Origin of the sequence: Streptomyces venezuelae, from assembly GCF_008642335.1 — a bacterium.
Classification (GTDB): Bacteria; Actinomycetota; Actinomycetes; order Streptomycetales; family Streptomycetaceae; genus Streptomyces; species Streptomyces venezuelae_F.
Genome location: NZ_CP029191.1, coordinates 2531971 through 2555622 on the forward strand (window position 1 = coordinate 2531971; position 23652 = coordinate 2555622).

20 protein-coding genes are annotated in these 23652 nt (G+C 71.8%); 11 read left to right on the plus strand and 9 right to left on the minus strand.

What is annotated here, in order from left to right; translation table 11 throughout:
- The first annotated feature begins 8 nt into the window (after positions 1–8).
- The 6 genes from DEJ49_RS11370 to DEJ49_RS11395 all read left to right on the plus strand — a co-directional run bounded on the left by DEJ49_RS11370 (position 9) and on the right by DEJ49_RS11395 (position 7876).
- Positions 9–953, plus strand: coding sequence for a LysR family transcriptional regulator (locus DEJ49_RS11370; RefSeq protein WP_150184029.1), 945 nt, complete (start codon positions 9–11; stop codon positions 951–953).
- A gap of 274 nt (positions 954–1227) precedes the next feature.
- Complete coding sequence (locus DEJ49_RS11375; RefSeq protein WP_150188165.1) at positions 1228–2847, plus strand: ABC transporter substrate-binding protein; 1620 nt, start codon at positions 1228–1230, stop codon at positions 2845–2847.
- A 28-nt stretch (positions 2848–2875) separates the two neighbouring features.
- Positions 2876–3835 (plus strand): ABC transporter permease, encoded by a 960-nt coding sequence (locus DEJ49_RS11380; RefSeq protein WP_150184030.1) that lies wholly within the window; start codon positions 2876–2878, stop codon positions 3833–3835.
- Complete coding sequence (locus tag DEJ49_RS11385; protein WP_150184031.1) at positions 3832–5859, plus strand: dipeptide/oligopeptide/nickel ABC transporter permease/ATP-binding protein; 2028 nt, start codon at positions 3832–3834, stop codon at positions 5857–5859. Before DEJ49_RS11380 ends, DEJ49_RS11385 begins: the two co-directional genes overlap by 4 nt.
- The gene (locus DEJ49_RS11390; RefSeq protein ID WP_150184032.1) at positions 5856–6944 is read left to right on the plus strand and encodes an ABC transporter ATP-binding protein; all 1089 of its coding nucleotides are present in this window, start codon (positions 5856–5858) and stop codon (positions 6942–6944) included. The genes DEJ49_RS11385 and DEJ49_RS11390 overlap by 4 nt, the downstream gene beginning before the upstream one ends.
- A complete protein-coding gene (locus DEJ49_RS11395) occupies positions 6941–7876 on the plus strand; it encodes a dihydrodipicolinate synthase family protein (RefSeq protein WP_150184033.1) in 936 nt (311 codons plus the stop codon). The genes DEJ49_RS11390 and DEJ49_RS11395 overlap by 4 nt, the downstream gene beginning before the upstream one ends.
- A 28-nt stretch (positions 7877–7904) precedes the next feature.
- Here the strand turns inward: DEJ49_RS11395 and DEJ49_RS11400 are convergent, their stop codons facing one another.
- The gene (locus tag DEJ49_RS11400) at positions 7905–8411 is read right to left on the minus strand and encodes a MarR family winged helix-turn-helix transcriptional regulator (RefSeq protein ID WP_150184034.1); all 507 of its coding nucleotides are present in this window, start codon (positions 8409–8411) and stop codon (positions 7905–7907) included.
- 173 nt (positions 8412–8584) lie between these two features.
- On the opposite strand from DEJ49_RS11400, the gene DEJ49_RS11405 reads away from it, so the two are divergent.
- Entirely contained in the window at positions 8585–9805 is a 1221-nt protein-coding gene (locus DEJ49_RS11405; protein ID WP_150184035.1) for an MFS transporter, read from the plus strand.
- Positions 9806–9827: 22 nt separating this feature from the next.
- Here DEJ49_RS11405 and DEJ49_RS11410 read toward each other — a convergent pair whose 3' ends face one another.
- From DEJ49_RS11410 to leuA, 5 genes are all read right to left on the minus strand, one after another.
- Positions 9828–10505 carry a response regulator gene (locus DEJ49_RS11410; protein ID WP_190329592.1) on the minus strand — a complete coding sequence of 226 codons (678 nt, stop codon included), beginning with the start codon at positions 10503–10505 and terminating at the stop codon, positions 9828–9830.
- A gap of 2 nt (positions 10506–10507) precedes the next feature.
- Positions 10508–11818, minus strand: a complete 1311-nt coding sequence (locus tag DEJ49_RS11415; RefSeq protein WP_411757234.1) for a sensor histidine kinase — start codon at positions 11816–11818, stop codon at positions 10508–10510.
- 71 nt (positions 11819–11889) lie between these two features.
- On the minus strand, positions 11890–13989 hold the full coding sequence (locus DEJ49_RS11420) for an MMPL family transporter (RefSeq protein ID WP_150184037.1): 2100 nt from the start codon (positions 13987–13989) through the stop codon (positions 11890–11892).
- Positions 13990–14150: 161 nt separating this feature from the next.
- Positions 14151–14882 (minus strand): TerB family tellurite resistance protein, encoded by a 732-nt coding sequence (locus tag DEJ49_RS11425; protein ID WP_150184038.1) that lies wholly within the window; start codon positions 14880–14882, stop codon positions 14151–14153.
- Between the two features lie 170 nt (positions 14883–15052).
- Positions 15053–16774 (minus strand): 2-isopropylmalate synthase, encoded by a 1722-nt coding sequence (leuA, locus tag DEJ49_RS11430; RefSeq protein ID WP_150184039.1) that lies wholly within the window; start codon positions 16772–16774, stop codon positions 15053–15055.
- Positions 16775–17066: 292 nt separating this feature from the next.
- On the opposite strand from leuA, the gene DEJ49_RS11435 reads away from it, so the two are divergent.
- The 4 genes from DEJ49_RS11435 to DEJ49_RS11450 all read left to right on the plus strand — a co-directional run bounded on the left by DEJ49_RS11435 (position 17067) and on the right by DEJ49_RS11450 (position 21172).
- The gene (locus DEJ49_RS11435) at positions 17067–18140 is read left to right on the plus strand and encodes a M4 family metallopeptidase (protein ID WP_150184040.1); all 1074 of its coding nucleotides are present in this window, start codon (positions 17067–17069) and stop codon (positions 18138–18140) included.
- A 43-nt stretch (positions 18141–18183) separates the two neighbouring features.
- Positions 18184–18450, plus strand: a complete 267-nt coding sequence (locus DEJ49_RS11440) for a protealysin inhibitor emfourin (protein ID WP_150167582.1) — start codon at positions 18184–18186, stop codon at positions 18448–18450.
- A gap of 110 nt (positions 18451–18560) precedes the next feature.
- Complete coding sequence (locus DEJ49_RS11445; protein WP_150184041.1) at positions 18561–19928, plus strand: GH1 family beta-glucosidase; 1368 nt, start codon at positions 18561–18563, stop codon at positions 19926–19928.
- Complete coding sequence (locus DEJ49_RS11450) at positions 19925–21172, plus strand: MFS transporter (RefSeq protein WP_150184042.1); 1248 nt, start codon at positions 19925–19927, stop codon at positions 21170–21172. Before DEJ49_RS11445 ends, DEJ49_RS11450 begins: the two co-directional genes overlap by 4 nt.
- A gap of 152 nt (positions 21173–21324) precedes the next feature.
- Here DEJ49_RS11450 and era read toward each other — a convergent pair whose 3' ends face one another.
- The 3 genes from era to DEJ49_RS11465 all read right to left on the minus strand — a co-directional run bounded on the left by era (position 21325) and on the right by DEJ49_RS11465 (position 23636).
- Positions 21325–22287, minus strand: a complete 963-nt coding sequence (gene era / locus DEJ49_RS11455; RefSeq protein WP_190329322.1) for a GTPase Era — start codon at positions 22285–22287, stop codon at positions 21325–21327.
- A 63-nt stretch (positions 22288–22350) separates the two neighbouring features.
- Positions 22351–22704 (minus strand): cytidine deaminase, encoded by a 354-nt coding sequence (locus tag DEJ49_RS11460; protein WP_150184043.1) that lies wholly within the window; start codon positions 22702–22704, stop codon positions 22351–22353.
- A 26-nt stretch (positions 22705–22730) separates the two neighbouring features.
- Positions 22731–23636, minus strand: coding sequence for a helix-turn-helix transcriptional regulator (locus tag DEJ49_RS11465; protein WP_150184044.1), 906 nt, complete (start codon positions 23634–23636; stop codon positions 22731–22733).
- Positions 23637–23652: the final 16 nt, after the last annotated feature.

The window sequence follows — 23652 nt, forward strand, 5'->3', positions numbered from 1 at the left end:
TGGTACGCATGTCCTCCGCACCGCTCGATCTGCGACTTCTGTCGTCGTTCCTCGCGGTGGTGGAGGAGGGTCACTTCGGGAGGGCGGCGGCCCGTCTCTTCCTCTCCCCGCCCGCCGTGACGCAGCATGTCCGCCGCCTGGAGACGGAGCTGGGCACCCTTCTGGTCGACCGGCGCACGAATCCGGTGTCGCCCACCCCGGCGGGCGTGCGTCTGGCGGGGCACGCGCGGGTCCTGCTCGCCGCTTCGAACGCCGCGCTGGACGACATGGCGGAGGCGGTGCGGCCCGGCGCGGGCACGGCGGGGCGGCCGCTGCGGGTCGGCATCATGGGGCACGGCTCGGCGGAGCTGACCCCGGCGGCGATCAACGCGTACCGGCGGGCCCGCCCCGAAGTCCGGGTCGAGATAAGCCAGTTGGACTTCACCGAGCACGTGACGGCGCTGACGGAGGACCGCGTGGACGTGGCGTTCGTCCGTCCGGGCCCGGACGACGAGCGGGTGGTGGCCGACGTCCTGACGACCGAGCAGCGCATCGTGGTCGTCCCGGAGCGCTCCCCGCTCGCGGCGGCCGGGCAGACCGGCGCGACGCTCGCGGACGTCGCCGCCCTCCCGTTCTTCCGCGTCCCCGGCCACACCCCGCGCCCCTTCACGGACTACCTGTACTTCGGCGAGGAGGGCCGGCGCCGCAGCACGGACTACGCGGTGACGCCGCAGGAAGTGCTGACCGGTGTGATCACGGGCCGCGCGGCGGGGTCGGGCCTGAGGTCCTTCGCGCGCTACTACGCCTGGCCGGGCGCCACGTTCGTACCGATCATCGACGCGCCGTGGGAGAGCAGCTACCTCGCGGTGCGCGCGGACGAGGACAACCCCGAGGTGCACATCTTCCGCGCGCTCGCGGTGGCGCTCGCGCGCGAGCTGGGGGCCGCCATCAGCGGCGACACGCGGCCGCTGTAGTCGACGATCCGCACACCTCACGGTCGGTCACATCATCCGACCTTTGCTCGGCGTAAGCCCCTTTCCCGGCCGCCACGACACCTCGTGCGCCCGCACCCGTCGACCGAGTCGGTCTCCTCACACCCCATCCGGCCCAGTACTGCTGGGACGCCGTGCCGGAGACCTTGACCGGCCCTCCCGCCCCTCTTATCGTCGCCTCGCCACCCATGACGTAGGACGTGGGACCTCTTAGGTAGGCAAGGGAGAAACAGTGACCGATCTGACCTCTCCGACCATGCGCCGTGCCGTCCTGCCGGGACGCCGGTCCTTCCTCAAGTACACGGGTGCGCTGGGCGCCGCCGCCGCTGTCACCGCCTCGCTGTCCGCCTGCTCGTCGGGGCCCGAGTCCACCAACGAGACCGGGGGCGGCGGGCAGGGCGGGAGCGCGACGCTCACCGCCGTCATCGGGTACGGGAACGACGGGAGCTGGGATCCGACCCAGACCGCGTCCGCCTTCGCGATGGCCGGGAACGAGCACATCTACGAGGGGCTCCTCGGGACCGATCCGATCAGCCGTGAGCCGTACGCCGCGCTCGCCACCGAGCTCCCGAACGACCCGAAGGCGACGACGTGGAAGTTCACGCTGCGCCCGGGGGCGAAGTGGCACGACGGCAAGCCCGTCACCGCCGACGACGTCGTGTTCGTCTTCGAACGGATCCTCGACCCCAAGACCCAGACCCTCGCCAAGGGGTTCTTCGCCGGGTGGCTCAAGGAGGTCAGGAAGGTCGACGCCACCTCCGTCGCGCTGATCCTGAAGTTCCCGTTCCCCGACGGCGTCGCCCGGCTCTCCCTCGCCAAGATCATGCCGAAGCACGTCTTCTCGGAGCCGGGCGCCTGGGACGACGCGACCAAGGGGAAGGCCGTCGGCTCCGGGCCGTACAAGATGGCCTCGCACCACCCGAAGTCGAACACGACCTTCGAGGCCTTCGGCGACTACAACGGACCCCGCAAGGCCGCGTTCAAGAAGATGAACTGGCTGACCATCGTGGACGCCGCGCCCCGCGTCGCGAAGATCTCCGGCTCCAGCGCCGAGGCGGAGATCTCCGACAACATCCCGTACGCCAACATCGGGCAGCTGAAGAAGGGCGGGATGACCGTCGAGGGCGGGGCCGGGATGAACAATCTGTTCCTCCTGTTCAACACCGCGCACGAACCCTTCGACGACGTCCGCGTACGGCAGGCCCTGCACTACGCCATAGACCGCGACAAGATGATCCAGGCCGCCCTCAAGGGGCACGGCAGAGCGGCGACCTCGTTCCTCAACGAGTCCAACCCCACTTACCGGCCGGCCAAAACCGTGTACGGGTACGACCTGGAGAAGGCCAAGAAGCTGCTCAAGGCGGCCGGTGTCGACAAGCTCAGCGTCAACCTCATGGCCGTCAACGTGAGCTGGATCGTCGACTGCCTGCCCACCATCCAGGACGGCTGGGAGAAGCTCGGCGTCGACGTCACCCTCGACCCGCAGGAAACCACCGCCGTCTTCACGAAACTCGACCAGAAGAAGGACTTCCAGGTCGTCGCGGCGGCCTCCAACCCCAACCAGTTCGGGCTCGACGCCGACCTGATCATGCACTACAACTACGGCCCCGAGAACATCTGGATGGGCTACGCGCGCTGGGCCGACAACGCTGTCGCGAAGAAGCTCTTCAGGGACATGGACCAGGCCACCCGCGAACCCGAGGCGTCGAAGAAGCGGGCGATGATCCAGGACTACATCGACACCGTCGCCCAGCAGGCCGTGCTCTATCCGGTCGTGCACAACGAGCTCATGACGGCGTGGGACCCGAAGAGGATCACCGGCGTCAAGGCCCAGCCCTATCCGGGGATCAACCTGCTGCAGGCCAAGTGGGTATGACGGGAGCCGAGTCCAGGAGTCGTACGCCGTGACAGCTGTCCTCAGAATCCTGGCCCGCCGCGTCGCCCTGCTCGTGCCGCTGCTGCTCGGCATCGTGCTCTTCGTCTTCCTCGTGATGCGCTTCTCCGACGTCGACCCGGCGTCCGCGTTCTTCCAGGGCGCCAACCCGACCCCCGAGCAGCTCCATCGGTTCCGGGAGGAGAACGGGCTCCTCGACCCGCTGCCCGTCCGCTACCTCGCATTCGTCGGCGACCTGGTCCAGGGCGACCTGGGCATCAGCGTCCTCAACCGCTCCCCCGTCGTCGACCAGATCGCCACCGCCCTGCCGCTCACCATGCAGCTCACGTTCCTGGGCCTCGGCATCGCCGTGGTCCTCTCCCTCTCCCTCGGCATCACGGCCGCCATCTACCGCGACCGGCTGCCGGACCAACTGATCCGCGTCGTCTCCCTGACCGGCGTCGCCGCGCCCGGCTTCTGGCTGGCGCTGCTGATGATCCAGTACCTGGCCGTCGACCTCGGCTGGTTCCCGACCGGCGGTTACATCAACCCCGCCGACTCCTTCACCGGCTGGCTCAAGACCATGACGCTGCCCGCCCTCGCGCTCTCGCTGCCCGTCGCCGCGGGCCTCACCCGCATCATCCGCACCGCCGTGGTCGAGGAGCTCGACAAGGACTACGTCCGCACAGCCATCGGCAACGGCCTGCCCCCGGTGGTCGTCGTCGGCCGCAACGTCCTGCGCAACGCCCTCATCAACCCGCTCACCGTGCTCGGCCTGCGCGTCGGCTACCTGCTCGGCGGCGCGGTCGTCATCGAGACGATCTTCTCGCTGCCCGGCATGGGGAAGCTGATGATCGACGCCGTGAAGAACGGCGACCCAGCCGTCGTGCAGGGCGTCGTCATCACCACCGCCGTCGGCTTCGTGGTCGTCAACCTCGTCATCGACGTCCTCTACCTGCTGGTCAACCCACGCCTGAGGGGGACGAGTTGACGCACACCTCACCGAGGTCCCGCAAGGCCCTCGCCGAACGGCTCTCCGTGCCCGGCATCCGGCTCCGCTCCCTGCGCAAGCTCCCCGTCCTCTCCCGCGTCGCGGTCGGCGTCGTCGCCCTCGTCGTCCTCGTGGCACTCTTCGCGCCACTCCTCGCCCCGCACGACCCGCTCGACCAGCAGCCGCAGGTCGGCGGCACCGGCGCGCCCTCCGCCGACCACTGGATGGGCCAGGACAGCCTGGGCCGCGACATCCTCAGCCGGCTGATGTACGGGGCACGCTGGTCGCTCGCCATCGGGCTCGGCGCGACCCTGCTCGCGCTCGTCGCGGGCGCCGTCATCGGCGCGGTCGCCGCGACCTCCCGCAAGGCCGTCGACGAGACGCTGATGCGCTGCCTGGACGTCGTCATGGCATTCCCGGGGATCGCGCTGGCCGCCGTGCTCGTCGCGGTGTTCGGCGGCGGCATCACCGTCCTGATCTGCGCCATCGCCTTCCTGTTCACGCCGCCTATCGCACGGGTCGTACGCGCCAACGTCCTCGACCAGTACGGGGAGGACTACGTCGTCGCCGAACGCGTCGTCGGCGCCCGCACCCCGCACATCCTCGTCCGCCACGTCGCCGTCAACTGCGCCGCGCCCATCCTGGTCTTCTGCACCGTGCAGGTCGCCGAGGCCATCGTCTTCGAGGCGTCGCTCTCCTTCATCGGCGCGGGAGTGCGGCCGCCCGACCCGTCCTGGGGCAGCGTCATCGCGGACGGCAAGAACATGGTCCTGATCGGCGGCTGGTGGGCGACGGTCTTCCCGGGCCTGCTCATGCTGATCACCGTCCTCGCCCTGAACGTCCTGTCCGAAGGCGTCTCGGACGCGTGGGCGGCGCCCTCCACCCGCGACGTCACCGGCACGGACCGCGCCCAGGACCGCCTTGAGGCCCCCGAACCCGGCAGCGGCCGCGTCCTCGAACTCCCGGGCCTGCCCCGGGCGGCCCACCGCCTCCGCTCCCGCGCCCGCCCCCTCCCCACGGGCACCCCGGTCCTCGCCGTCACCGACCTCACCATCTCCTTCCCGCAGCGCCACGGGGGCGTCGACATCGTCGACGGGATCAGTTTCGACGTACGGCCCGGCGAAGTCCTCGGCCTGGTCGGCGAGTCGGGCTGCGGCAAATCACTGACCGCGCTCACCGTGATGGGCCTGGAGCCGAAGGGCGCCCGGATCGGCGGCCGCGTCACCTTCGACGGACAGGACCTGACCGCCCTGCCGACGCGCGCCCGCCGCAAGCTGCTCGGCCACGACATGGCGATGATCTACCAGGACGCCCTGTCCTCCCTGAACCCGGCGATGACGGTCCGCTCCCAACTCAAACAGGTCGTACGCCGAGGAGGCCGCCGCACGGCCCCGGAACTCCTCGAACTCGTCGGCCTGGACCCCGACCGCACCCTGCGCAGCTACCCGCACGAACTCTCCGGCGGCCAGCGCCAGCGCGTCCTGATCGCCATGGCCCTCTCCCGCGACCCGAAACTGATCGTCGCCGACGAGCCGACGACCGCGCTCGACGTCACCGTGCAGGCGCAGATCATCCAGCTCCTGCTGCGCCTGCGCGAGGAGCTGGGCTTCGCGCTGATCCTCGTCTCGCACGACCTCGCACTCGTCGCCGACGTCACCGACCGGGTGGTGGTGATGTACGGCGGACAGATCGTCGAGACGGGCGTGACGGCGGACCTGGTGGAGCACCCCGCCCACCACTACACGCGGGGCCTGCTCGGTTCGGTGCTGTCCCTGGAGTCGGCGGCGCAACGCCTCACGCAGATCAAGGGCGTGGTCCCGTCCCCGGCGGACTTCCCCCCGGGCTGCCGATTCACGGACCGCTGCCCCTTGGCGAGCGAGCTGTGCCGCGAAACGCCTCCAAGGCTGGCAGGCCCACCCTCCCACGCCACGGCCTGCCACCACCCGGCGGACAAGGCGGCATGGACTGCCTTAGGGGCGCGGGGAACTGCGCGACAAGCCACAACGGACCGAGAGCCGAAATGACCCCCTCAAAGCCCCCCATCGTCCAGTTGGACAACGTGCACGTAGTCCACAAGGCCCGCTCGGGAGGCCTCCTCTCCCGAGACCACGTCCACGCCCTCACAGAAGCAACCATGACCCTCGCCCCCGGCGAGACCACAGGCATCGTGGGCGAGTCCGGCTGCGGCAAGTCCACCTTGGCAAAGGTCCTGGTCGGCGCCCAACGCCCCACCAGCGGCACCGTGTCGTTCCGCGGCCGCGACCTCTGGACGATGCCGCCGGCGGAACGCCGGACCTCCATCGGAACCCGCACCGGAATGATCTTCCAGGACCCGTCCACCGCCCTGAACCGCCGCCTGCCGGTGAGCCGCATCCTGCGGGACCCCCTCGACGTACACAAACGGGGAACCCCGAAGGAACGGGACGAGCGCGTACGCGAGCTGATGTCACTGGTCGGCCTGCCGAAGAGCCTCGCCGATGGGCTGCCGGGACAACTGTCCGGCGGACAACGCCAACGCGTCGCCATCGCCCGCGCCCTCGCCCTCGAACCGGACCTGGTGGTCGCAGACGAGCCGACGAGCGCCCTCGACGTCTCCGTGCGCGCCCAGATCCTCAACCTGCTCCTCGACCTGAAGGAGCGCCTGGGGCTCGCTCTCGTCTTCGTGTCCCACGACATCCAGACGGTACGCAGGATGAGCGATCGCGTCGTCACGATGTACCTGGGCCGGATCGTCGAGGAGTCGCCGGCCGGGGAGAGCCTGACCCGCGCCCGGCACCCGTACACGCGCGCCCTGTTCTCCGCCACGCCCGGGCTGCTCGACCCCATCGACCCGATCCCGCTCGTGGGCCCCGTGCCGTCGGCGACCCGGCCGCCGAGCGGCTGCCCGTTCCGCACCCGCTGCTGGAAGGCGGACGAGGAGTGCGCCACCGCCATGCCGGAGAACCGGCGGGCGGGCGAAGGACATTGGTTCCGCTGTTTCCATCCCGTGGCCGAGGGGGAATCGACCCACGACCTCGTCGCCCAGGCCGCCGCCACGGCCGGGGCGACGGACAGCACCACCGACGGCGCCACCGTCCTCGACGGGGCGTCCCCCAGGGAGCATCCATGACCATGCCCGCCCCGCTGACCGGTGTCGTCCCGCCCGTCTGCACGCCCCTGACACCGGACCGCGAGGTGGACGTGCCCTCTCTCGTCCGGCTCGTCGACCACTTGGTCGCGGCCGGCGTCGACGGCCTCTTCGTGCTCGGCTCGACCTCCGAGGTCGCGTATCTGACGGACCGGCAGCGCGCCCTCGTCGTGGAGGCCGTCGTCCGCCGCGCGGGCGGGCGGCTCCCGGTCCTGGCCGGGGCCATCGACATGACCACGCCGCGCGTCCTCGACCGCGCGCGGGCCGCCGCCGAGGCGGGCGCGGACGCGGTCGTCGTCACCGCGCCCTTCTACACACGCACCCATCCGGCCGAGATCGCCCGGCACTTCCGGCTGGTCGCGCAGGGCTGCGGGGCGCCCGTCGTCGCGTACGACATTCCGATGGCGGTGCACACGAAGCTGCCCGCGGAACTGGTCCTGGAGCTGGCCGGGGAGGGTGTGCTCGCGGGCCTGAAGGACTCCAGCGGCGACGAGGGCGCGTTCCGGCGCGTGGTCCTCGGCAAGCGGGCGGAGCCGGGCCTCGCGGGGTTCGGTGTCCTGACGGGGTCGGAGCTCACGGTCGACTCGGCGCTCGCGATGGGCGCGGACGGCGTCGTGCCGGGGCTCGGGAACGTCGACCCGGAGGGGTACGTACGGCTGTACCGCGCCTGCCGGGAGGGCGACTGGGAGCGGGCGCGCGCCGAACAGGAGCGGCTTTGCGGGCTCTTCGGGATGGTGACGGCGGGCGATCCGGCGCGGATGGGCGGCAGTTCCGCGGCGCTCGGCGCGTTCAAGGCGGCGTTGCACCTGCGCGGGGTCATCGACTGTCCGGCCACGGCGGAACCGCAGATCCCGCTGTCGGCGGCGGAGACGGAGCGGGTCGGCAAGCACCTGGCTACAGCCGGGCTGCTGTGAGCCACGGGCCCACCCACCCCCCTGAGGCCTACTTGAGCGACGTGTCGCCGAGCGCTTCCAGCACCCGGCGAAGGCCCTGCGCACCCCCGTCGACCACCTCGCGGTCCACCTCGCCGAGCACGCGCGCGTAGTTCGCGAGGTGGTCGGCGAAGGCGGCGCGGGTGACCTCGTGGCCGCGCTCGGTGAGGCGGATCTTGACGGTGCGCCGGTCCTGGCCGTCGCGCACCCGCACGACCAGGCCCTTGGCCTCCATCTTGTCGATGCGGTTGGTGATGGTGCCCGAGGACACCATGGAGGCCTTGAGGAAGGTGCCTGCGGTGAGGGCGTAGGGCGGGCCCGAGCGCTGCAGCGTGGTCAGGACGTCGAACTCGCCGACGTCAAGCCCGTGTTGGGCGGCCGTGGCCTTGACCGTCCTGTCGACCAGCAGGCCCAGGCGCTGGATGCGCCCGAAGAGTTCGACCGGCCAGAGGGCTTCCGCCAGATCGGGGCGCTCCGCGACCCACTGGTCGATGACCGCGTCCACGACGTCACTCATGACCGCCACTCCTCTCGGTACGGACTATCCCGTCGGTAACCCTATCAGCGCTGGCTCTCTCAATTTTAGATCTCTTAGTTTCGAGATACTTGTTTCTAAGAGTGCCATCTGCTTCTATCTCACTATCGAGATTGTCGAGGTTGCCAAGACCTCGCCCCGACAGGAGCGCCACCATGTCGATCACCACGTCCACTGCGACCGCCCGAACCCACCCTCACCCCGCCACCCGCCAAGTTCCCGCCCTATGGCTCGCGTTGCTCGCCGCGCCGGTCGCCGCCGGGGCCAACAGTGCCGTGCTGATCCTTCCCGACATGGCGGGGGCGCTCGGTGTGGGGACTGCCGACGCGACGTGGCTCGTCACCGTCTTCGCCTGGGCCATGGCCGTCGGTACGCCGCTGATGGCGGGCCTGCTGCGCCGCAGGGGGCTCGGCGCCGCCCTCAAGCTGAGCGCCGCGCTGATCGTGGCCGGTACTGCCGTGCTCGCCGTGGCGCCCTGGCTGCCGCTGGCCATGGCGGGGCGGGCGGCGCAGGCCGCGGGCGGTGCGGGGCTGGTCACCGCGGCGATGAGCCTGGCGGGCTCGGTCCGCAGGATGGGCGTGATCACCGCGGGGTTCGGCACGGTCGGCGCGGTCGGACCGCTGCTCGGCTCGACGGTCGCGGGCGCGCTGTCCTGGCGGGTGGCCCTGTCCGCGGGCGCGGTCGCCCTGCTCGCGCTGCCCGCGGTCATGCGCCGCGCCGACCTGTCGGCACCGCCCCGCACCACCCCGTTCGACGGCCGGGGCGCCGTCCTGCTCGTCCTGACGGCGACGTCCCTGGTGCTCGTCCCGCGCCACCCGCTGCCCGCGGTGGCCGCCGCGCTGGTGTCGGCCGTGCTCCTCGCCCTGCACGTCCGCGCACGTCCCACCGGCTTCGTGCCCGCCGCGCTCCTGCGCTCCCGCGTGTTCGTCCTGTCGGCCGCGCTGGCCTGCACCCTCGCGACCTCGTACTTCGCGCTGCTCTTCACCGTCCCGCAGCTGCTCCGCGACCGCACCGGCTGGTCGTCGTCCACGATCGGCACCTACCAGCTGGTCGCCCTCCTCGTGGGTTCGGCGCTGTCCATGGCGCTGGCCGCGGCCGCCGCCCGGATGACCCGCCCGCGGGTCCTGACGGTCCTGCTCACGTTCGGCGCGGCCGCGCCGCTCACCGCCGTGTTCACCCCGTGGGCGCCGCTGCTCCTGCTCGTCGCGACGCTGGCCGTCTTCACGACCAGCGCGGGCCAGGCGACGCTCGCGGTCTACGCGACAGCGGCCACGCCCACCGCGCAACGCCCCACCGCGATCGGCCTGTTCAGCCTCTGCTACCAGCTGGGCGGCGCCTTCGGCCCCGCCGTCGCCGCCGCGATCGCCCTGAGCTGACGACCATGGCCGCCGCCGGTTGTCAGGGCGTGGCCACCGATCCCGGCGCGACCAGGCCCGACTCGTACGCGATGATGACGAGTTGGGCCCTGTCGCGTGCGCCGAGCTTCCCCATAATGCGGCTGACGTGCGTCTTCGCGGTCAGCGGGCTGAGGCCGAGCGTGTCGGCGATCTCCTGATTGTTCAGGCCGCGCGCGACGAGCCGCAGCACCTGCCGCTCCCGCTCCGAGAGCCCGTCGGGCCCGCCCGCGGCCGGCACCCCGGCGTCCGGCGCCCGCAGCACCCGCGCGATCAGGCGGGCCGTGGGGCCCGGCGACAGGAGGGAGTCGCCCGCCGCGACCGTGCGGATGGCGTCGAGGAGCTCGGCGGGCCGGGTGTCCTTGACCAGGAAGCCGGACGCGCCCGCGCGCAGCGCGTCGACGACGTGCTCGTCCGTGTCGTACGTGGTCAGCATCAGGACCTTCACACCCGCCAGGTCCTCGTCCGCGGCGAGCAGCCGCGTCGCCTCGATGCCGTCGAGGTCGGGCATGCGGATGTCCATGACGACGAGGTCGGCGCGTGCGGAGCGGGCCAGGTCGACCGCAGCGCGCCCCGTGCCCGCCTGCCCCACCACCTCCATGTCGGGCGCCGAGTCGACGAGCATCGCGAACGCGGCCCGCACCAGCGTCTGGTCGTCGGCGAGCAGCACGCGGACGGGCACCGTCACGACAGACCTCCCAGGGACACGGGTGCGAGGGGCAGCACCGCGGACACCAGGAAGCCCCCTTCGGGCCGCGGGCCCGCGTCCAGGGTGCCACCGACCGTACGGGCCCGCTCCCGCATTCCGAGAAGCCCGAACCCCGGCGCGTGACCGCCCCCTTGGCCGTGCCCGTCGCGGCCGTTGTGCCCGCCGTGCCCGCCGTGCCCGTCGCGGCCGTTGTGCCCACCGCGCCCGTCGTCCGCGACCCGCACGCACAGCGCCGCGTCCTCGGCACGCACCGACACCCGCACGGTGCTGCCGGGTCCCGCGTGCCGTACGACGTTGGTGAGCGCCTCCTGCACGATGCGGTAGGCCGCGGCGCCGACGGCGGCCGGTGCCCGGCAGTCCGCCACCGCGAGTTCGACACGGGCGCCCGCGGTGCGGGCCGCGTCGGCGAGGTCGGGCAGGCCGTCGAGGCCGGGCAGCGGCCCGCGCGCCTCGTCCGCGCCCGCCCCCTCCTCGTCGTCGTCGGAGCCGGACCGCAACACCTGCAGCGTGGCGCGGAGTTCACCGCGGGCCGTGCGGCAGGTCTCCGCGACGTCGTCCAGCGCCTTCGCCACCGCGGCCCGGTCGAGCCGGTCCGGGTCGGCGGCGAGGACGTGCGCGGCGACGGACGTCTGGACGCCGACGAGCGTGATGCTGTGCGCGAGCAGGTCGTGCAGGTCGCGGGCGACCCGCAGGCGCTCCTCTGCGACCCTGCGGCGCGCCTCCTCCTCGCGGGTGCGTTCGGCGCGCTCGGCCCGCTCCACCACGGAGGCGACGTACTGCCGGTGAATGCGCACGTACACGCCCAGCAGCAGGAACGCGACGATCCAGCCGGAGATCCGCAGCGACTCGGCGCCCTCGGCCATGCCTTCGCTGAACTTCACGGCCAGCATGATCCCCATGACACCGACGCCGAGGACGAGGGTGTTGCGGGGGCGGGTGCGGGAGGCCACGGTGAACAGCGCGACCATCGACACGGCCATGGGCGCGGTGTGGTTGTTGTCGAGCGAGTGGTAGACCAGCAGGATTCCCATCAGGGTGACCATGACGCGGACCGGGGCGCGGCGCCGCCACACGACGACGACGTGGGCGACGAGCAGCAGCGCCCAGCCGAGCACGTCCGGCACGTGCCCGTTGTCCCGCACGGACCGCACGACCACGACGGCGCTGACGGCCATCGCGAGGGCGAACAGGACGTCCGTGCGCAGCCGTTCGCCGGGGGCGGCCGGGCCGAGTACGCGCTCGACGAGGCTGCCGGGGCCGTGCCCCGCGCGAGGGCCGGTCTCGATGGATTCCACCGCCCCATCTTCGGGCACGCGGGCGCCCCTCCGGGAGGGGAAGGGCGCCCGGAACAACCGGCTCAAGAGGTCGGGACCCGGACGGGCTCGGCCTCGTGGGCCGGCGGCGGGACGGCCGCGGCGGGCCGGGAGAGCGGCCCAGGCCACCACACCTTCCTGCCGAGCGCCACGCTCGCGCTGGTCACCAGGTACGTGCGGACCAGGAACGTGTCGAGCAGGACGCCGACGGCGATGACGAAGCCCAGCTCGACGAGTTGGACCAGCGGCATGTTGGTCAGCACGGCGAACGTGGCGGCGAGGACGAGGCCCGCGGAGGCGATGACGCCGCCGGTGGTGCGCAGCGCGGTGAGCGCGGCCGCGCCCGGTTCGGCGCCGTGCAGGCACTCCTCCCTCATCCGGTGCATCAGGAAGATGCCGTAGTCCACGCCGAGTGCGACGAGGAAGACGAAGGACAGCAGCCCGAGCCCCGGGTCGGTGCCATCGAACCCGAAGAGCGGCTCGAAGACGAGGCCCGCGACGCCGAGCGAGGCACCCCACACCGCGACGACCGCGCCGAGCAGCAGCAGCGGCGCGACCAGGCTGCGGAGCAGGGCGACGAGGACCAGCAGGACGGCGCCGAGGACGAGCGGCACGACGATGTTCCGGTCGCGGACGTTGGTGTCCTGGAGGTCCAGTTGCTGCGCGCTGGCGCCGCCCACGTACGAGCCGTCGAGCCCGTCCCGCAGCGCCTCGATGGTCGCGGTCTCGCCCGCGGACTCGGGCGCGGACGTGGCGGTGACGGTGATCTCGGTCCAGCCTTCGGCGGTACGTCCCCGCTCGGCGCGGCCGACGCCCTCGGTGTCGCGGATGCGTGCCAGGGATGCACCGGCCCGCTCGTCCGGCGTCATCACGGTGATGGGCTGGGTGCCCTGCTCGGGATAGGCGGTGGCGAGGGTCTTCATGGCGGACACGGACTCGGGCGTCTTGGTGAAGGAGTCCTCCTGCTTGAGCGCGCCGGGCAGGTTGAACGCGCCGAGGGCGAGCGCGCCGAGCAGTACGGCTCCGCTCGCGAGCACGGTGAGCGGCCTGCGCCCGGCGGAGCCGCCCATCGCGGCGAAGAGGCTGCGGCGCTGCCTGGGTGTGCTGCCGAACGCGGGGACGAGCGGCCAGAACACGCGCCGACCGAGCAGGACGAGCACGGCGGGCAGCAGCGTCAGCATGGTCACGAGGGCGCACAGCACGCCGACGGTGCCGAGCGGTCCCATGCCGCGGCTGCTGTTGAGGTCGGCGGCGAGGAGGCAGAGGAGTCCGGCGGCGACGGTGCCGGAGGACGCGAGGACGGCGGGCCCGCAGCCGCGCAGGGCGGCGAGCATGGCGTCGTAGGGACGCTCGATCCTGCGCAGCTCCTCTCGATACCGCGAGACGAGAAGCAGCGCGTAGTCCGTGCCCGCGCCGAACACCAGAATCGTCATGATGCCCGAGCTCTGTCCGGTGACCGACGTCCCGAAGCCCTGGTTCAGCCCGTACGCGACGCCCATCGCCAGGTAGTCGGCGACGCCCGCGACGGCGAGCGGCACGAGCCACAGGAAGGGACTGCGATAGATGACGACGAGCAGCAGCGCCACAACGCCCGCGGTGGTGTAGAGCAGGGGCCCGCCGAGCGAGTTGTAGACCTCACTGGCATCGGTGTCGAGGGCACCGGCCCCGCCGACGTCGACGCTCAGCCCGCCCTCGCCGTGCGCGATGTCCCGCACGTCGTCGACCATCGCGTCCCGCTTGTCCTCGTCCTGGCCGGGCTCGGTGCTCGCGACGGGGTACATGAGGGTGGTGCCGTCCTTGGAGGGCACGGCCTCGGGCTCACCGACGAGCGTATGTTCCTCCGCGACCTCGGCGACCTGGTCCGCGGCGGCCCTCCGGTCGGCGGCGGTGAGCCCGCCGTCCCGGTGGTAGACGAGCACGAGCTCGGTGGCCTCGCCACCCGGCAACTTCTCCTGGAGCTCGGCGACTTCGGTGGAGGACGCGCTCGCCGGGAGGTAGTCGACGGCCCGGTCCTTCTGGACGTCGGCGAGCTTGGACGCGAACGGCGAGGCGACCGCGAGCACGACGATCCACAGCCCCACAAACACCCAGGGCACGGCGCGTCGTCGCCGCGCGGTCGCGGCCTCGGTCTGTACGGCCCCCATGACGGGCCCCCTTCGGCAGAGGTGACAGGTTCACGCTCCACCCTTCCGCCGCACGACGGCCTTTCCGTCGGACCCGCGAGCGAGTTGGGGGCTACGTCCCGGGAAGGCACCGGGCCGCCATTACTCCTCCCGGAGTACGCGCACCACCTCCCGGAAGCGGATCAGGAAGGGGTCCGGGCCGTCGCGAGGAGGCGGGTCACGTCCTCCGAGCAGATGGTGAGGGCGCAGCCCGCCGTGCTGAGGACGTCGCGTTCGGCGGGGGTGTAGGGCCCGTCGGCGAGGGCGATGCGCGCGCCCTGGAGGAGCAGCGCGTCGCGGCCGGCGGGGGCGAGGTGCGGGGCGAGCGGGCCCAGCGCCTCGTGGAGTTCGATGGCGAGGCCGGGGGCGCAGTCGGGCTCGGTGGCGCGTCCGGCGTCCGTGGCGAGCGCGTCGACGAGGGCGACGAGTCGGTCTTCCGTACAGTCCTCGTGGCCCGCGCCCTGCAGCGCGCAGACGGCGGTCTCGAGGACCGGGCGCGAGCCCGTGCCGCCCGTGGAGAGGACGGCGAGGACGATCGTGTGGACGGCGTCGCGGAGCATCGCGGAGAGCCGGGTGGTGGTGGGGTGGTCCAGGACGTCCGGGTCGAACAGGTCCTGGCAGGCGGCGCACTGGATGACGGGGCCGCGGGTGCCGCGCGGCACGACGGGCACGCCGAGCAGGACGAAGCGGCGCCGTCCCGTGAGGCGCTGGTAGTTGCGGTCGCCGCCGCAGGCCGGGCAGAAGAACTCGCCGTCGCCGACGGCGTCCCAGGCCGTGTTCATGCCGACCACGCGCCTGCACAGGGCTCGCCCGCGGGAGACCGGCTTGGCGGGGATGCGGGAATTCCGGCCGTTTCGTCCCCGGTCTGGCAGCATCACGCACCTCCGTAACTCCCCGGCTGCATTGCCGCGTTGGCGTGATGTTAGCCACATCGATGATGCGGCGTCAGCACCTCGCACAGGAGAGCGAGCCCGACATGGCCGGGAGATGACGGGGCCCCGCCCGCCGGAAGGGCGGACGGGGCCGGGCGGAGCCGGGGTGGGGACTAGCGCGCCGCGCGGTTGACGGCGGAGACGACGGCCTTCAGGGAGGCGCGCGTCGTGTTCGCGTCGATGCCGATGCCCCACAGCACCTTGTCGCCGATCGCGCACTCGATGTACGAGGCGGCCTGCGCGGACGCGCCCTCGCTCATGGTGTGCTCCTGGTAGTCCAGCAGGCGTACGTCGATGCCGATGCCCTGCAGGGCGTCGAAGAAGGCGGAGATCGGGCCGTTGCCCGTGCCGGTCAGGACGGTGTCCTCGCCGTCCAGCGTGGCCTCGACGGTGAGGCGGTCGACGCCGTCGGTGTCGGTCGTCGTCTGGCCGTTCTTGACCTGAATCCGACCCCAGGGGTTGGCGGGGTTCGGCAGGTACTCGTCCTGGAAGACGCTCCAGATCGCGCCCGGGGTGACCTCGCCGCCCTCGGCGTCGGTCTTCGTCTGGATGATCCGGGAGAACTCGATCTGCATGCGGCGCGGCAGGTCCAGCTTGTGGTCGTTCTTCAGGACGTACGCGATGCCGCCCTTGCCGGACTGCGAGTTGACGCGGATCACGGCCTCGTACGAGCGGCCGACGTCCTTGGGGTCGATGGGCAGGTACGGGACGGCCCACTCGATGTCGTCGACCGTCTTGCCCTGGGCCGCGGCGCGGGTCTCCATCGCGTCGAAGCCCTTCTTGATGGCGTCCTGGTGGGAGCCGGAGAAGGCGGTGTAGACCAGGTCGCCCGCGTACGGGTGGCGGGGGTGGACCTCCATCTGCGTGCAGTATTCGTACACGCGGCGGACCTCGTCGATGTCGGACAGGTCGACCTGCGGGTCGACGCCCTGCGAGAAGAGGTTCATGCCCAGCGTCACCAGGTCGACGTTGCCGGTGCGCTCGCCCTGGCCGAACAGGCACCCCTCGACGCGGTCGCCGCCGGCCATGACGGCCAGCTCGGCGGCGGCGACGGCGGTGCCGCGGTCGTTGTGCGGGTGGATGGACAGGCAGACGAACTCGCGCCGCGACAGGTTGCGGGACATCCACTCGAAGCGGTCCGCGTGGGTGGAGGGCGTGGAGCGCTCGACCGTGGCGGGCAGGTTCAGGATGATCTCGCGGTCGGCGTCGGGCTGCCAGACGTCCATGACGCCCTCGCAGACCTCCAGGGCGAAGTCCAGCTCGGTGTCGGTGAAGATCTCGGGGCTGTACTGGTATCCGAAGGTCGTACGGTCGTCCAGCAGCTTGTCGGCGTACTCCATGACCAGCCGCGTGCCGTCGACGGCGATCTGCTTCACGGCGTCGCGCGAGCCGCGGAAGACCACATCGCGCCACACGGGTGCGGTCGCGTTGTACAGGTGGACGGTCGCGCGCCGGGCGCCCTTCAGGGACTCCACCGTGCGCTCGATGAGCTCTTCGCGCGCCTGCGTCAGGACGGAGATGGTCACGTCCTCGGGGATCGCGTCCTCGTCCTCGATGATCGACCGTACGAAATCGAAGTCCGTCTGGCCCGAGGAGGGGAAGCCGACCTCGATCTCCTTGTAGCCCATGCGGACCAGCAGATCGAACATGGCGCGCTTGCGGGCCGGGGACATCGGGTCGATCAGCGCCTGGTTGCCGTCGCGCAGGTCGGTGGAGAGCCAGCGGGGAGCGACCGTGATCCGGTTGTCCGGCCAGGTGCGGTCGGGGATGGCGACCTGCTCGTACTGCCCGTACTTGTGGATCGGCATGGCGGTGGGGCGCTGGAAGTTCGGCATGTGCGGGGCTCCTCGGAAGTGTCCTGAAGGACGGCCGACGGTCTTAGCGCAACGCCGAACTCCGCGGGGAGGGGGTCGGCCTCGACTACAGGCCCTCGCCGCGGCAGCTAAGGAGAAGCAGCCCGAATCGCATGATGTGCCGCAGCCTAGCCGAGCCGCGCTCGATTGCGCGGGCCCGTATCAGTATGCGGGACCGTGGCCGGATAAACCCCTAGTGGTGATCAATCCCTCTATTTCAGCAATCATGGTTGCAGGTAGTGACAGCGGCATGACCCAGTGCCACATTGCCGCCATGACCGTCAACCCACGAGCCTTCGAGCCCGTCTTCTGCACCATCGTGCCGCCCCACGTCCTGGACACGCTCGCCCAGAACCAGGACCCCGCGCTCGCCGCACCCGCCCGCCGCACCCTGGAGCGGGACTCCATCGAGCGCACGCACCGCCGCCTGACGACCGTCATCGGCGCGCCCAGCGTCGCCGCACCCAAGGAAGCCACGGCGGGCAAGCCGCACCGCACGATCTACGACGCCAAGCACCGCACGGAGCTCCCTGGCCGCAAGGTGCGCGGCGAGGGCGACAAGCCCGGCAAGGACGCCACCGTCAACCGCGCGTACGCGGGCCTCGGCGCGACCTTCGAGCTGTACCAGAAGTCGTACGACCGCGATTCCATCGACGGCAACGGCCTGCCGCTGAACGCGACGGTCCACTACGGCGAGGACTACGGGAACGCCTTCTGGAACGGCGAACAGATGGTGTTCGGCGACGGCGACAACGAGATCTTCCTGGACTTCACCATTCCCGTGGACGTCATCGGCCACGAGCTCACCCACGGCGTGGTGCAGTACACGGCGAACCTCACGTACTTCGGCCAGCCGGGCGCCCTGAACGAGTCGATGGCGGACGTCTTCGGCTCGATGATCAAGCAGTACACGCTCGGCCAGACCGCCCAGGAGGCCGACTGGCTGATCGGCGCGGGCCTGCTCGCCCCGCGCGTCACCGGCAAGGCGCTGCGCTCCATGAAGGAGCCCGGCACGGCGTACGACGACGACGTGCTCGGCAAGGACCCGCAGCCCGCCGACATGGACCACTATGTGCGCACGGGCCGCGACAACGGCGGCGTGCACATCAACTCCGGCATCCCGAACCGCGCGTTCTACCTGGTCGCCGACGCCCTCGGCGGTCACTCGTGGGAGCGGGCGGGACAGATCTGGTACGCGGTCCTGACCGGCGGCGAGCTGGCGCAGGACGCCTCCTTCAGCGACTTCGCGAAGCTGACGGTGGCCGCCGCGCGCGCGAAGTACGGCGACGGGGACGAGCACAAAGCCGTCATCGACGCGTGGTCCACGGTCAAGGTCCCCGCGACCTGATGACGTGCTACCGGCCGCCCGCCCGGTGGAGTAGACAGGACCCATGCGTATCCAGGTGAAGCGGACCGGAGGATTCGCGGGCATCGACCGGCACGCCGAGGTGGACACCTCGGAGCTGGCCGATGCCCCGGAATGGCACGCCCTGGCCGAACAGGCCGTGGCCGAGGGACGGAGCGCCCCGCCCATAGGGGTGCCGGACGGCTTCAACTACCAGCTGACGGTGGACGGGCGGACGGTGTACTGCTCGGACCCGCGGCTGACGGAGCCGCAGCGGAAGCTGATCTCACGCGTACTGAAGGAGGGTTCGTAGGACGGCTCGTAGGGCGATCCATGAGAGGGCTCGGGCGAACTTGAGGGTTGTTCACCTTTTTCGTGCACGGCCATTGACTTCCGTACTCGCCGGTACGGAAGATCCCGCCCATGGCAGCGACCGCGGCACCGGCGAGACCACCGTTCCCTGAGTTCCCCCGCGACTTCCTGTGGGGCGTCTCCACATCGGCCCACCAGATCGAGGGCGCCGCCGACGAGCGCGGCGCCTCCGTCTGGGACGCGTTCACGGCCGTGCCGGGGAACGTGAAGGACGGCTCGACGGCCGCGGTGGCCTGCGACCACTACCACCGCTACCGCGAGGACGTCGCGCTCGTCCGCGACCTCGGCGTCGACGCGTACCGCTTCTCGGTCTCGTGGCCGCGCGTGCTGCCCACCGGGGCGGGCGCGGTGAACCCGGCGGGCCTCGACTTCTACGACCGGCTCGTCGACGAGCTGTGCGCGGCGGGCGTACGGCCCGTCCCCACCCTCTTCCACTGGGACACCCCGCTCGTCGTGCAGCAGGCGGGCGGCTGGCTGAACCGGCGCACCGCCGAGAAGTTCGCCGAGTACGCGGCGGTCGTCGCGGCCCGCATCGGCGACCGCGTCACCAAGTGGATCACCCTCAACGAACCGGCCGAGCACACCCTCCTCGGCCATGCCCTCGGCCAGCACGCCCCCGGCAAGCGGCTCCTGTTCGACGCCCTGCCCGCCGCCCACCACCAGCTCCTCGCGCACGGCCTCGCCGTACGGGCGCTGCGCGCGGCCGGCGCCCACGACATCGGCATCGCCAACTCGCACGGCCCGACGTGGCCCGCCTCCGACGCCGAGGACGACACGGCCGCCGCGGACTTCTACGACCTGCTCCTCAACCGCCTCTTCGCGGACCCGCTGCTCCTCGGCGCCTACCCGGAAGGCATCGGAGAGCTGATGCCGTCGAAGGACCTCGACGCGGACCTCAAGGTCATCTCCGAACCCCTCGACTGGTACGGGATCAACTTCTACCAGCCGACGAAGGTGGGCGCGCCGCTCCCCGACGGCACGGCGGCGGAGTTCGCGGGCGTCACGCTCCCGCCCGAACTCCCCTTCGCGCCGCGGCAGATCGACGGCTTCCCCGTCACGGACTTCGGCTGGCCGGTCGTCCCCGACGCGCTACCCGAACTCCTCACCTCCTTCCGCGACCGGTACGGCGACCGTCTCCCGCCGCTCGTCATCACCGAGAACGGCTGCTCGTACGACGGACTCGACGACCAGGACCGCATCGCCTACCTCGACGGCCACCTGCGGGCGCTGCACCGCGCGCTGGAGTCAGGGGTCGATGTGCGCGGCTACTTCATCTGGTCACTGATCGACAACTTCGAGTGGGCGGAGGGATACCGGCAGCGGTTCGGTCTCGTGCACGTCGACCACGCCACGCAGGTGCGCACGCCGAAGGCGTCGTACCACTGGCTGCGCGAGGCGCTACGGGCGCGCCGCCCATGACGTCGACCGCGCCGGCCGCGCTGCGGGAGCCGGTGGAACGGGTCGGCCGGGGCTGGACGGCCTCGCTGTCGCTCGCCAACGGCGCGATCTGGGTGGGCTGGTACGGGCCGCTGCAGATCCTGCTCGCCGTCCAGGCGGAGGACCTCGCGCCCGCGGGCACGTCCAAGGAGACCGTCCTCGCCTGGGTGACGGGCGTCGGCGCGGTCGTCTCCCTCGCCGCGAACCCGCTCTTCGGCGCGGTTTCGGACCGTACGACGTCGCGCTGGGGCAGGCGCACGCCGTGGATCGTGGCGGGCGCGGCGGGCGGCACCCTGTCGCTCCTGCTCCTCGCCTCCGCGGACTCGGTGTGGTGGCTCGCGGCGGGGTGGTGCCTGGTCCAGCTCACCCTCAACGCCGCGTTCGCGGCGGTGACGGCGGCCGTGCCGGACCGGGTGCCGCGCCTGCAGCGGGGCTCGGTGGGCGGGTGGCTGGGGGCGGCGCAGCTGCTCGGCGTGGTGGTGGGGACGGGGCTCGCGACGGCGGCGGGCGGGACGGGCGCGGGGTACGCGGCGTGTGCGGTCTTCACCCTGGCGGGCGTCCTGCCCTACGTCGTACGCCACCGTGACCTGCGGCTGTCCGCCGCCGACCGGCCGCCGTGGTCCCTGCGCGGCTTCCTCGCGGGGTTCCGGCTGAGCCCGCGCCGCCATCCGGACCTGGCGTGGGCGTGGCTGACCCGGTTCCTGCTGAACGTCAGCAACTCCCTGGTCCTGCTCTACCTTCTCTACTTCCTCCGTGACGGCCTGCACCGCCCCGACCCGGACGAGGGCGTGCTGATCCTGACGGCGGTGAACGGCGCGACGATGCTTGCGACGGTCGTGGTGGGCGGCGCCTGGTCGGACCGGACGGCCCGCCGCAAACCGTTCGTGCTGTGGTCGGGCGCGCTCATGGCGGCGGCGACGGCGCTGCTCGCCCTCTGGCAGACCTGGCCGGGCGCGGTCGTCGCGGCGGCGGTGCTGGGCATCGGCTTCGGCGTCTTCACGTCGGTGGACTTCGCCCTGATGACGGACGTCCTCCCCACGGCGGCGGACCGCGGCAAGGACCTCGGCATCATCAACATCGCCAACTCCCTCCCCCAGGTGGCGGCCCCGGCCCTGGCGGCCCCGATCGTGACCCACCTGGGCGGCTACCGGGCGCTGTACCTGACGGCGGCGGTGATCGGGCTTGCGGGGTCGGGGCTCGTGACGCGGATCAAGGGGGTGAGATAGCGGGGGCCGACGCCGCAGGCGCCGGGAAGGGGCGCGGGGAACCGCGCGACCAGCCACGACGCACCCGCGGTCGCATGCGTGATCGAGCCCGTCCGGCGCTTGAGGACGAACGCGGCGCAGCCGGTGACCGGCCGAGCCCCATGCCGCCCCGCTCAGAACCCCAGCTTGCGCAGCTGGCGCGGGTCCCGCTGCCAGTCCTTGGCGACCTTCACGTGCAGGTCCAGGAAGACGGGCGTGCCGAGGAGCGCCTCGATCTGCTTGCGGGACTTGATGCCGACGTCCTTGAGCCGCTTGCCCTTCGGGCCGATGATGATGCCCTTCTGGCTGGGCCGCTCGATGTAGACGAACGCGTGGATGTCCAGCAGCGGCTTGTCGGCGGGGCGGTCCTCGCGGGGCAGCATCTCCTCGACCACGACCGCGATGGAGTGCGGCAGCTCGTCCCGCACACCCTCCAGCGCCGCCTCGCGGATCAGCTCCGCGACCATGACCTGCTCGGGCTCGTCCGTGAGGTCGCCCTCGGGGTAGAGCGCGGGGCCCTCCGGGAGCAGCGGCACGATGAGGTCGGCGAGCAGGCCGACCTGCTGGTCGCCGACCGCCGACACCGGCACGATCTCGGCCCACTCGAAGCCGAGCTCCTTGCCGAGCTGGTCGATGGCGATGAGCTGCTCGGCGAGCGTCTTGCTGTCGACCAGGTCCGTCTTCGTGACGATCGCGATCTTCGGCGTCTTCTTGATGGAGGCGAGCTCCTTGGCGATGAACCGGTCGCCGGGGCCGAGCTTCTCGTTCGCGGGCAGGCAGAAGCCGATCACGTCGACCTCGGCCCACGTCGTGCGCACGACGTCGTTGAGCCGCTCACCGAGCAGCGTGCGCGGCTTGTGCAGCCCCGGGGTGTCGACCAGGATCATCTGGGCGTCGGGCCGGTGCACGATGCCGCGCACGGTGTGGCGCGTGGTCTGCGGCTGGTTGGCGGTGATCGCCACCTTCTTGCCGACCAGAGCGTTCGTGAGGGTGGACTTGCCCGCGTTGGGGCGGCCGACGAAGCAGGCGAAGCCGGCGCGGTGGACGGCCTCGGACGGCTCGGCTGAAGACGGGGTACGAACGCTCATGGCGCCCATTGTCCCTGATCCCCGGAGCCCCGCCGCACCGCCCGGCCCGAAGGGGTGGGGAAGACGGCGGTCTCAGCCCGCCTCGACCCGCGCCCGGACCTCCCCGTCCGCCCCCGCGAGGAACACCGGCGTCCCGGCCCCGCCCAGGTCACGTACCGCGGCGAGATCCTCGTCGGTGACCGCCTCCGCCCCGGAGACGACCGCCGCCGCCTCCAGCGACTCCGCCCCGGACGCCACGGCCATGGCGACCGCCGTCCTCAGCGCGGACAGCCGGAGCGAGTCGAGAGCGACCGTCCCCGCCACGTACGTACGTCCCGTCTCGTCCCGCACCGCCGCCCCCTCGGGCACACCGTTGCGGGCCCGCGCGGAACGGGCCAGGGTGACGATCTTGCGGTCCTCGGGGTCAAGCGCGGCGCTCTCAGTCATGCCCCGAGCATACGGAGCACGGCCCGCTAGCCCGCCACCGGATAGATCGACCCGCGCCTGCCCTCGGGCGAGGCAAGCCACGCCAGCTTCCCGGCGGTGTCCACCTCGGCGTCCGGCATCGGCGTGTGCAGCACGATCGTGAGGTCGGGCCTGGCCGGCACCTTCAGCTGTGTCGATTCCAGGAACAGCGTCCCCACCACCGGGTGCTCGATCTCCTTGGCGACCTGCCCGCCGGGCAGGATGTCCCGCCGCTCCCACAGCTCCACGAACTCCGGGCTCACCGACTTCGCCTCGGCGATCACCGCGGCGAACCCGTCGTCCTCGGGCTGCTCCGAGCACGCCGCCCGGTACATCGCCACGACCTGCGGCGCGTTCCGCTGCCAGCTGCGGGCGCGGGCCCGGTAGATGGGGTCGGTGAAGAAGGTGAGCAGACAGTTCTCGGACGTCTCCGAGCGCATCCCGAGCACGGCCGCGGCCGCGTCGTTGTACATGACGCAGTTCCAGTACGCGTCCATGATGTGCGCGGGCTGCGGCATCCACGTGTCGATGAGCCGGTGCAGCCCCTCGCACATCGCCCGGTCGTCCCGCGCGACCTCGGGCCGCGGCGGATTGAGCCCGGCCAGCACGTACAGATGGCGTCGCTCGGCACCGCTCAGCTTGAGGACACGCGCCACGGCATCCAGGACCTGCGGCGACACGGAGATGTCGCGGCCCTGCTCCAGCCACTGGTACCAGGACGCCCCGACACCGGCGAGCACGGCGACCTCCTCGCGGCGCAGCCCCGGCGTGCGGCGGCGGGCCCCGCCGTCCGGAAGCCCGGCCTCCGCGGGGCTGACCCGCGCGCGCCGGCTCATCAGGAACTCCCTGAGCTCCCCGAGCCGCCGCGCCTTGGAGTCGTCCGTACCCGACGTCACCGACACTGCTGCTGCCATACGGCGCTCCCCCAAG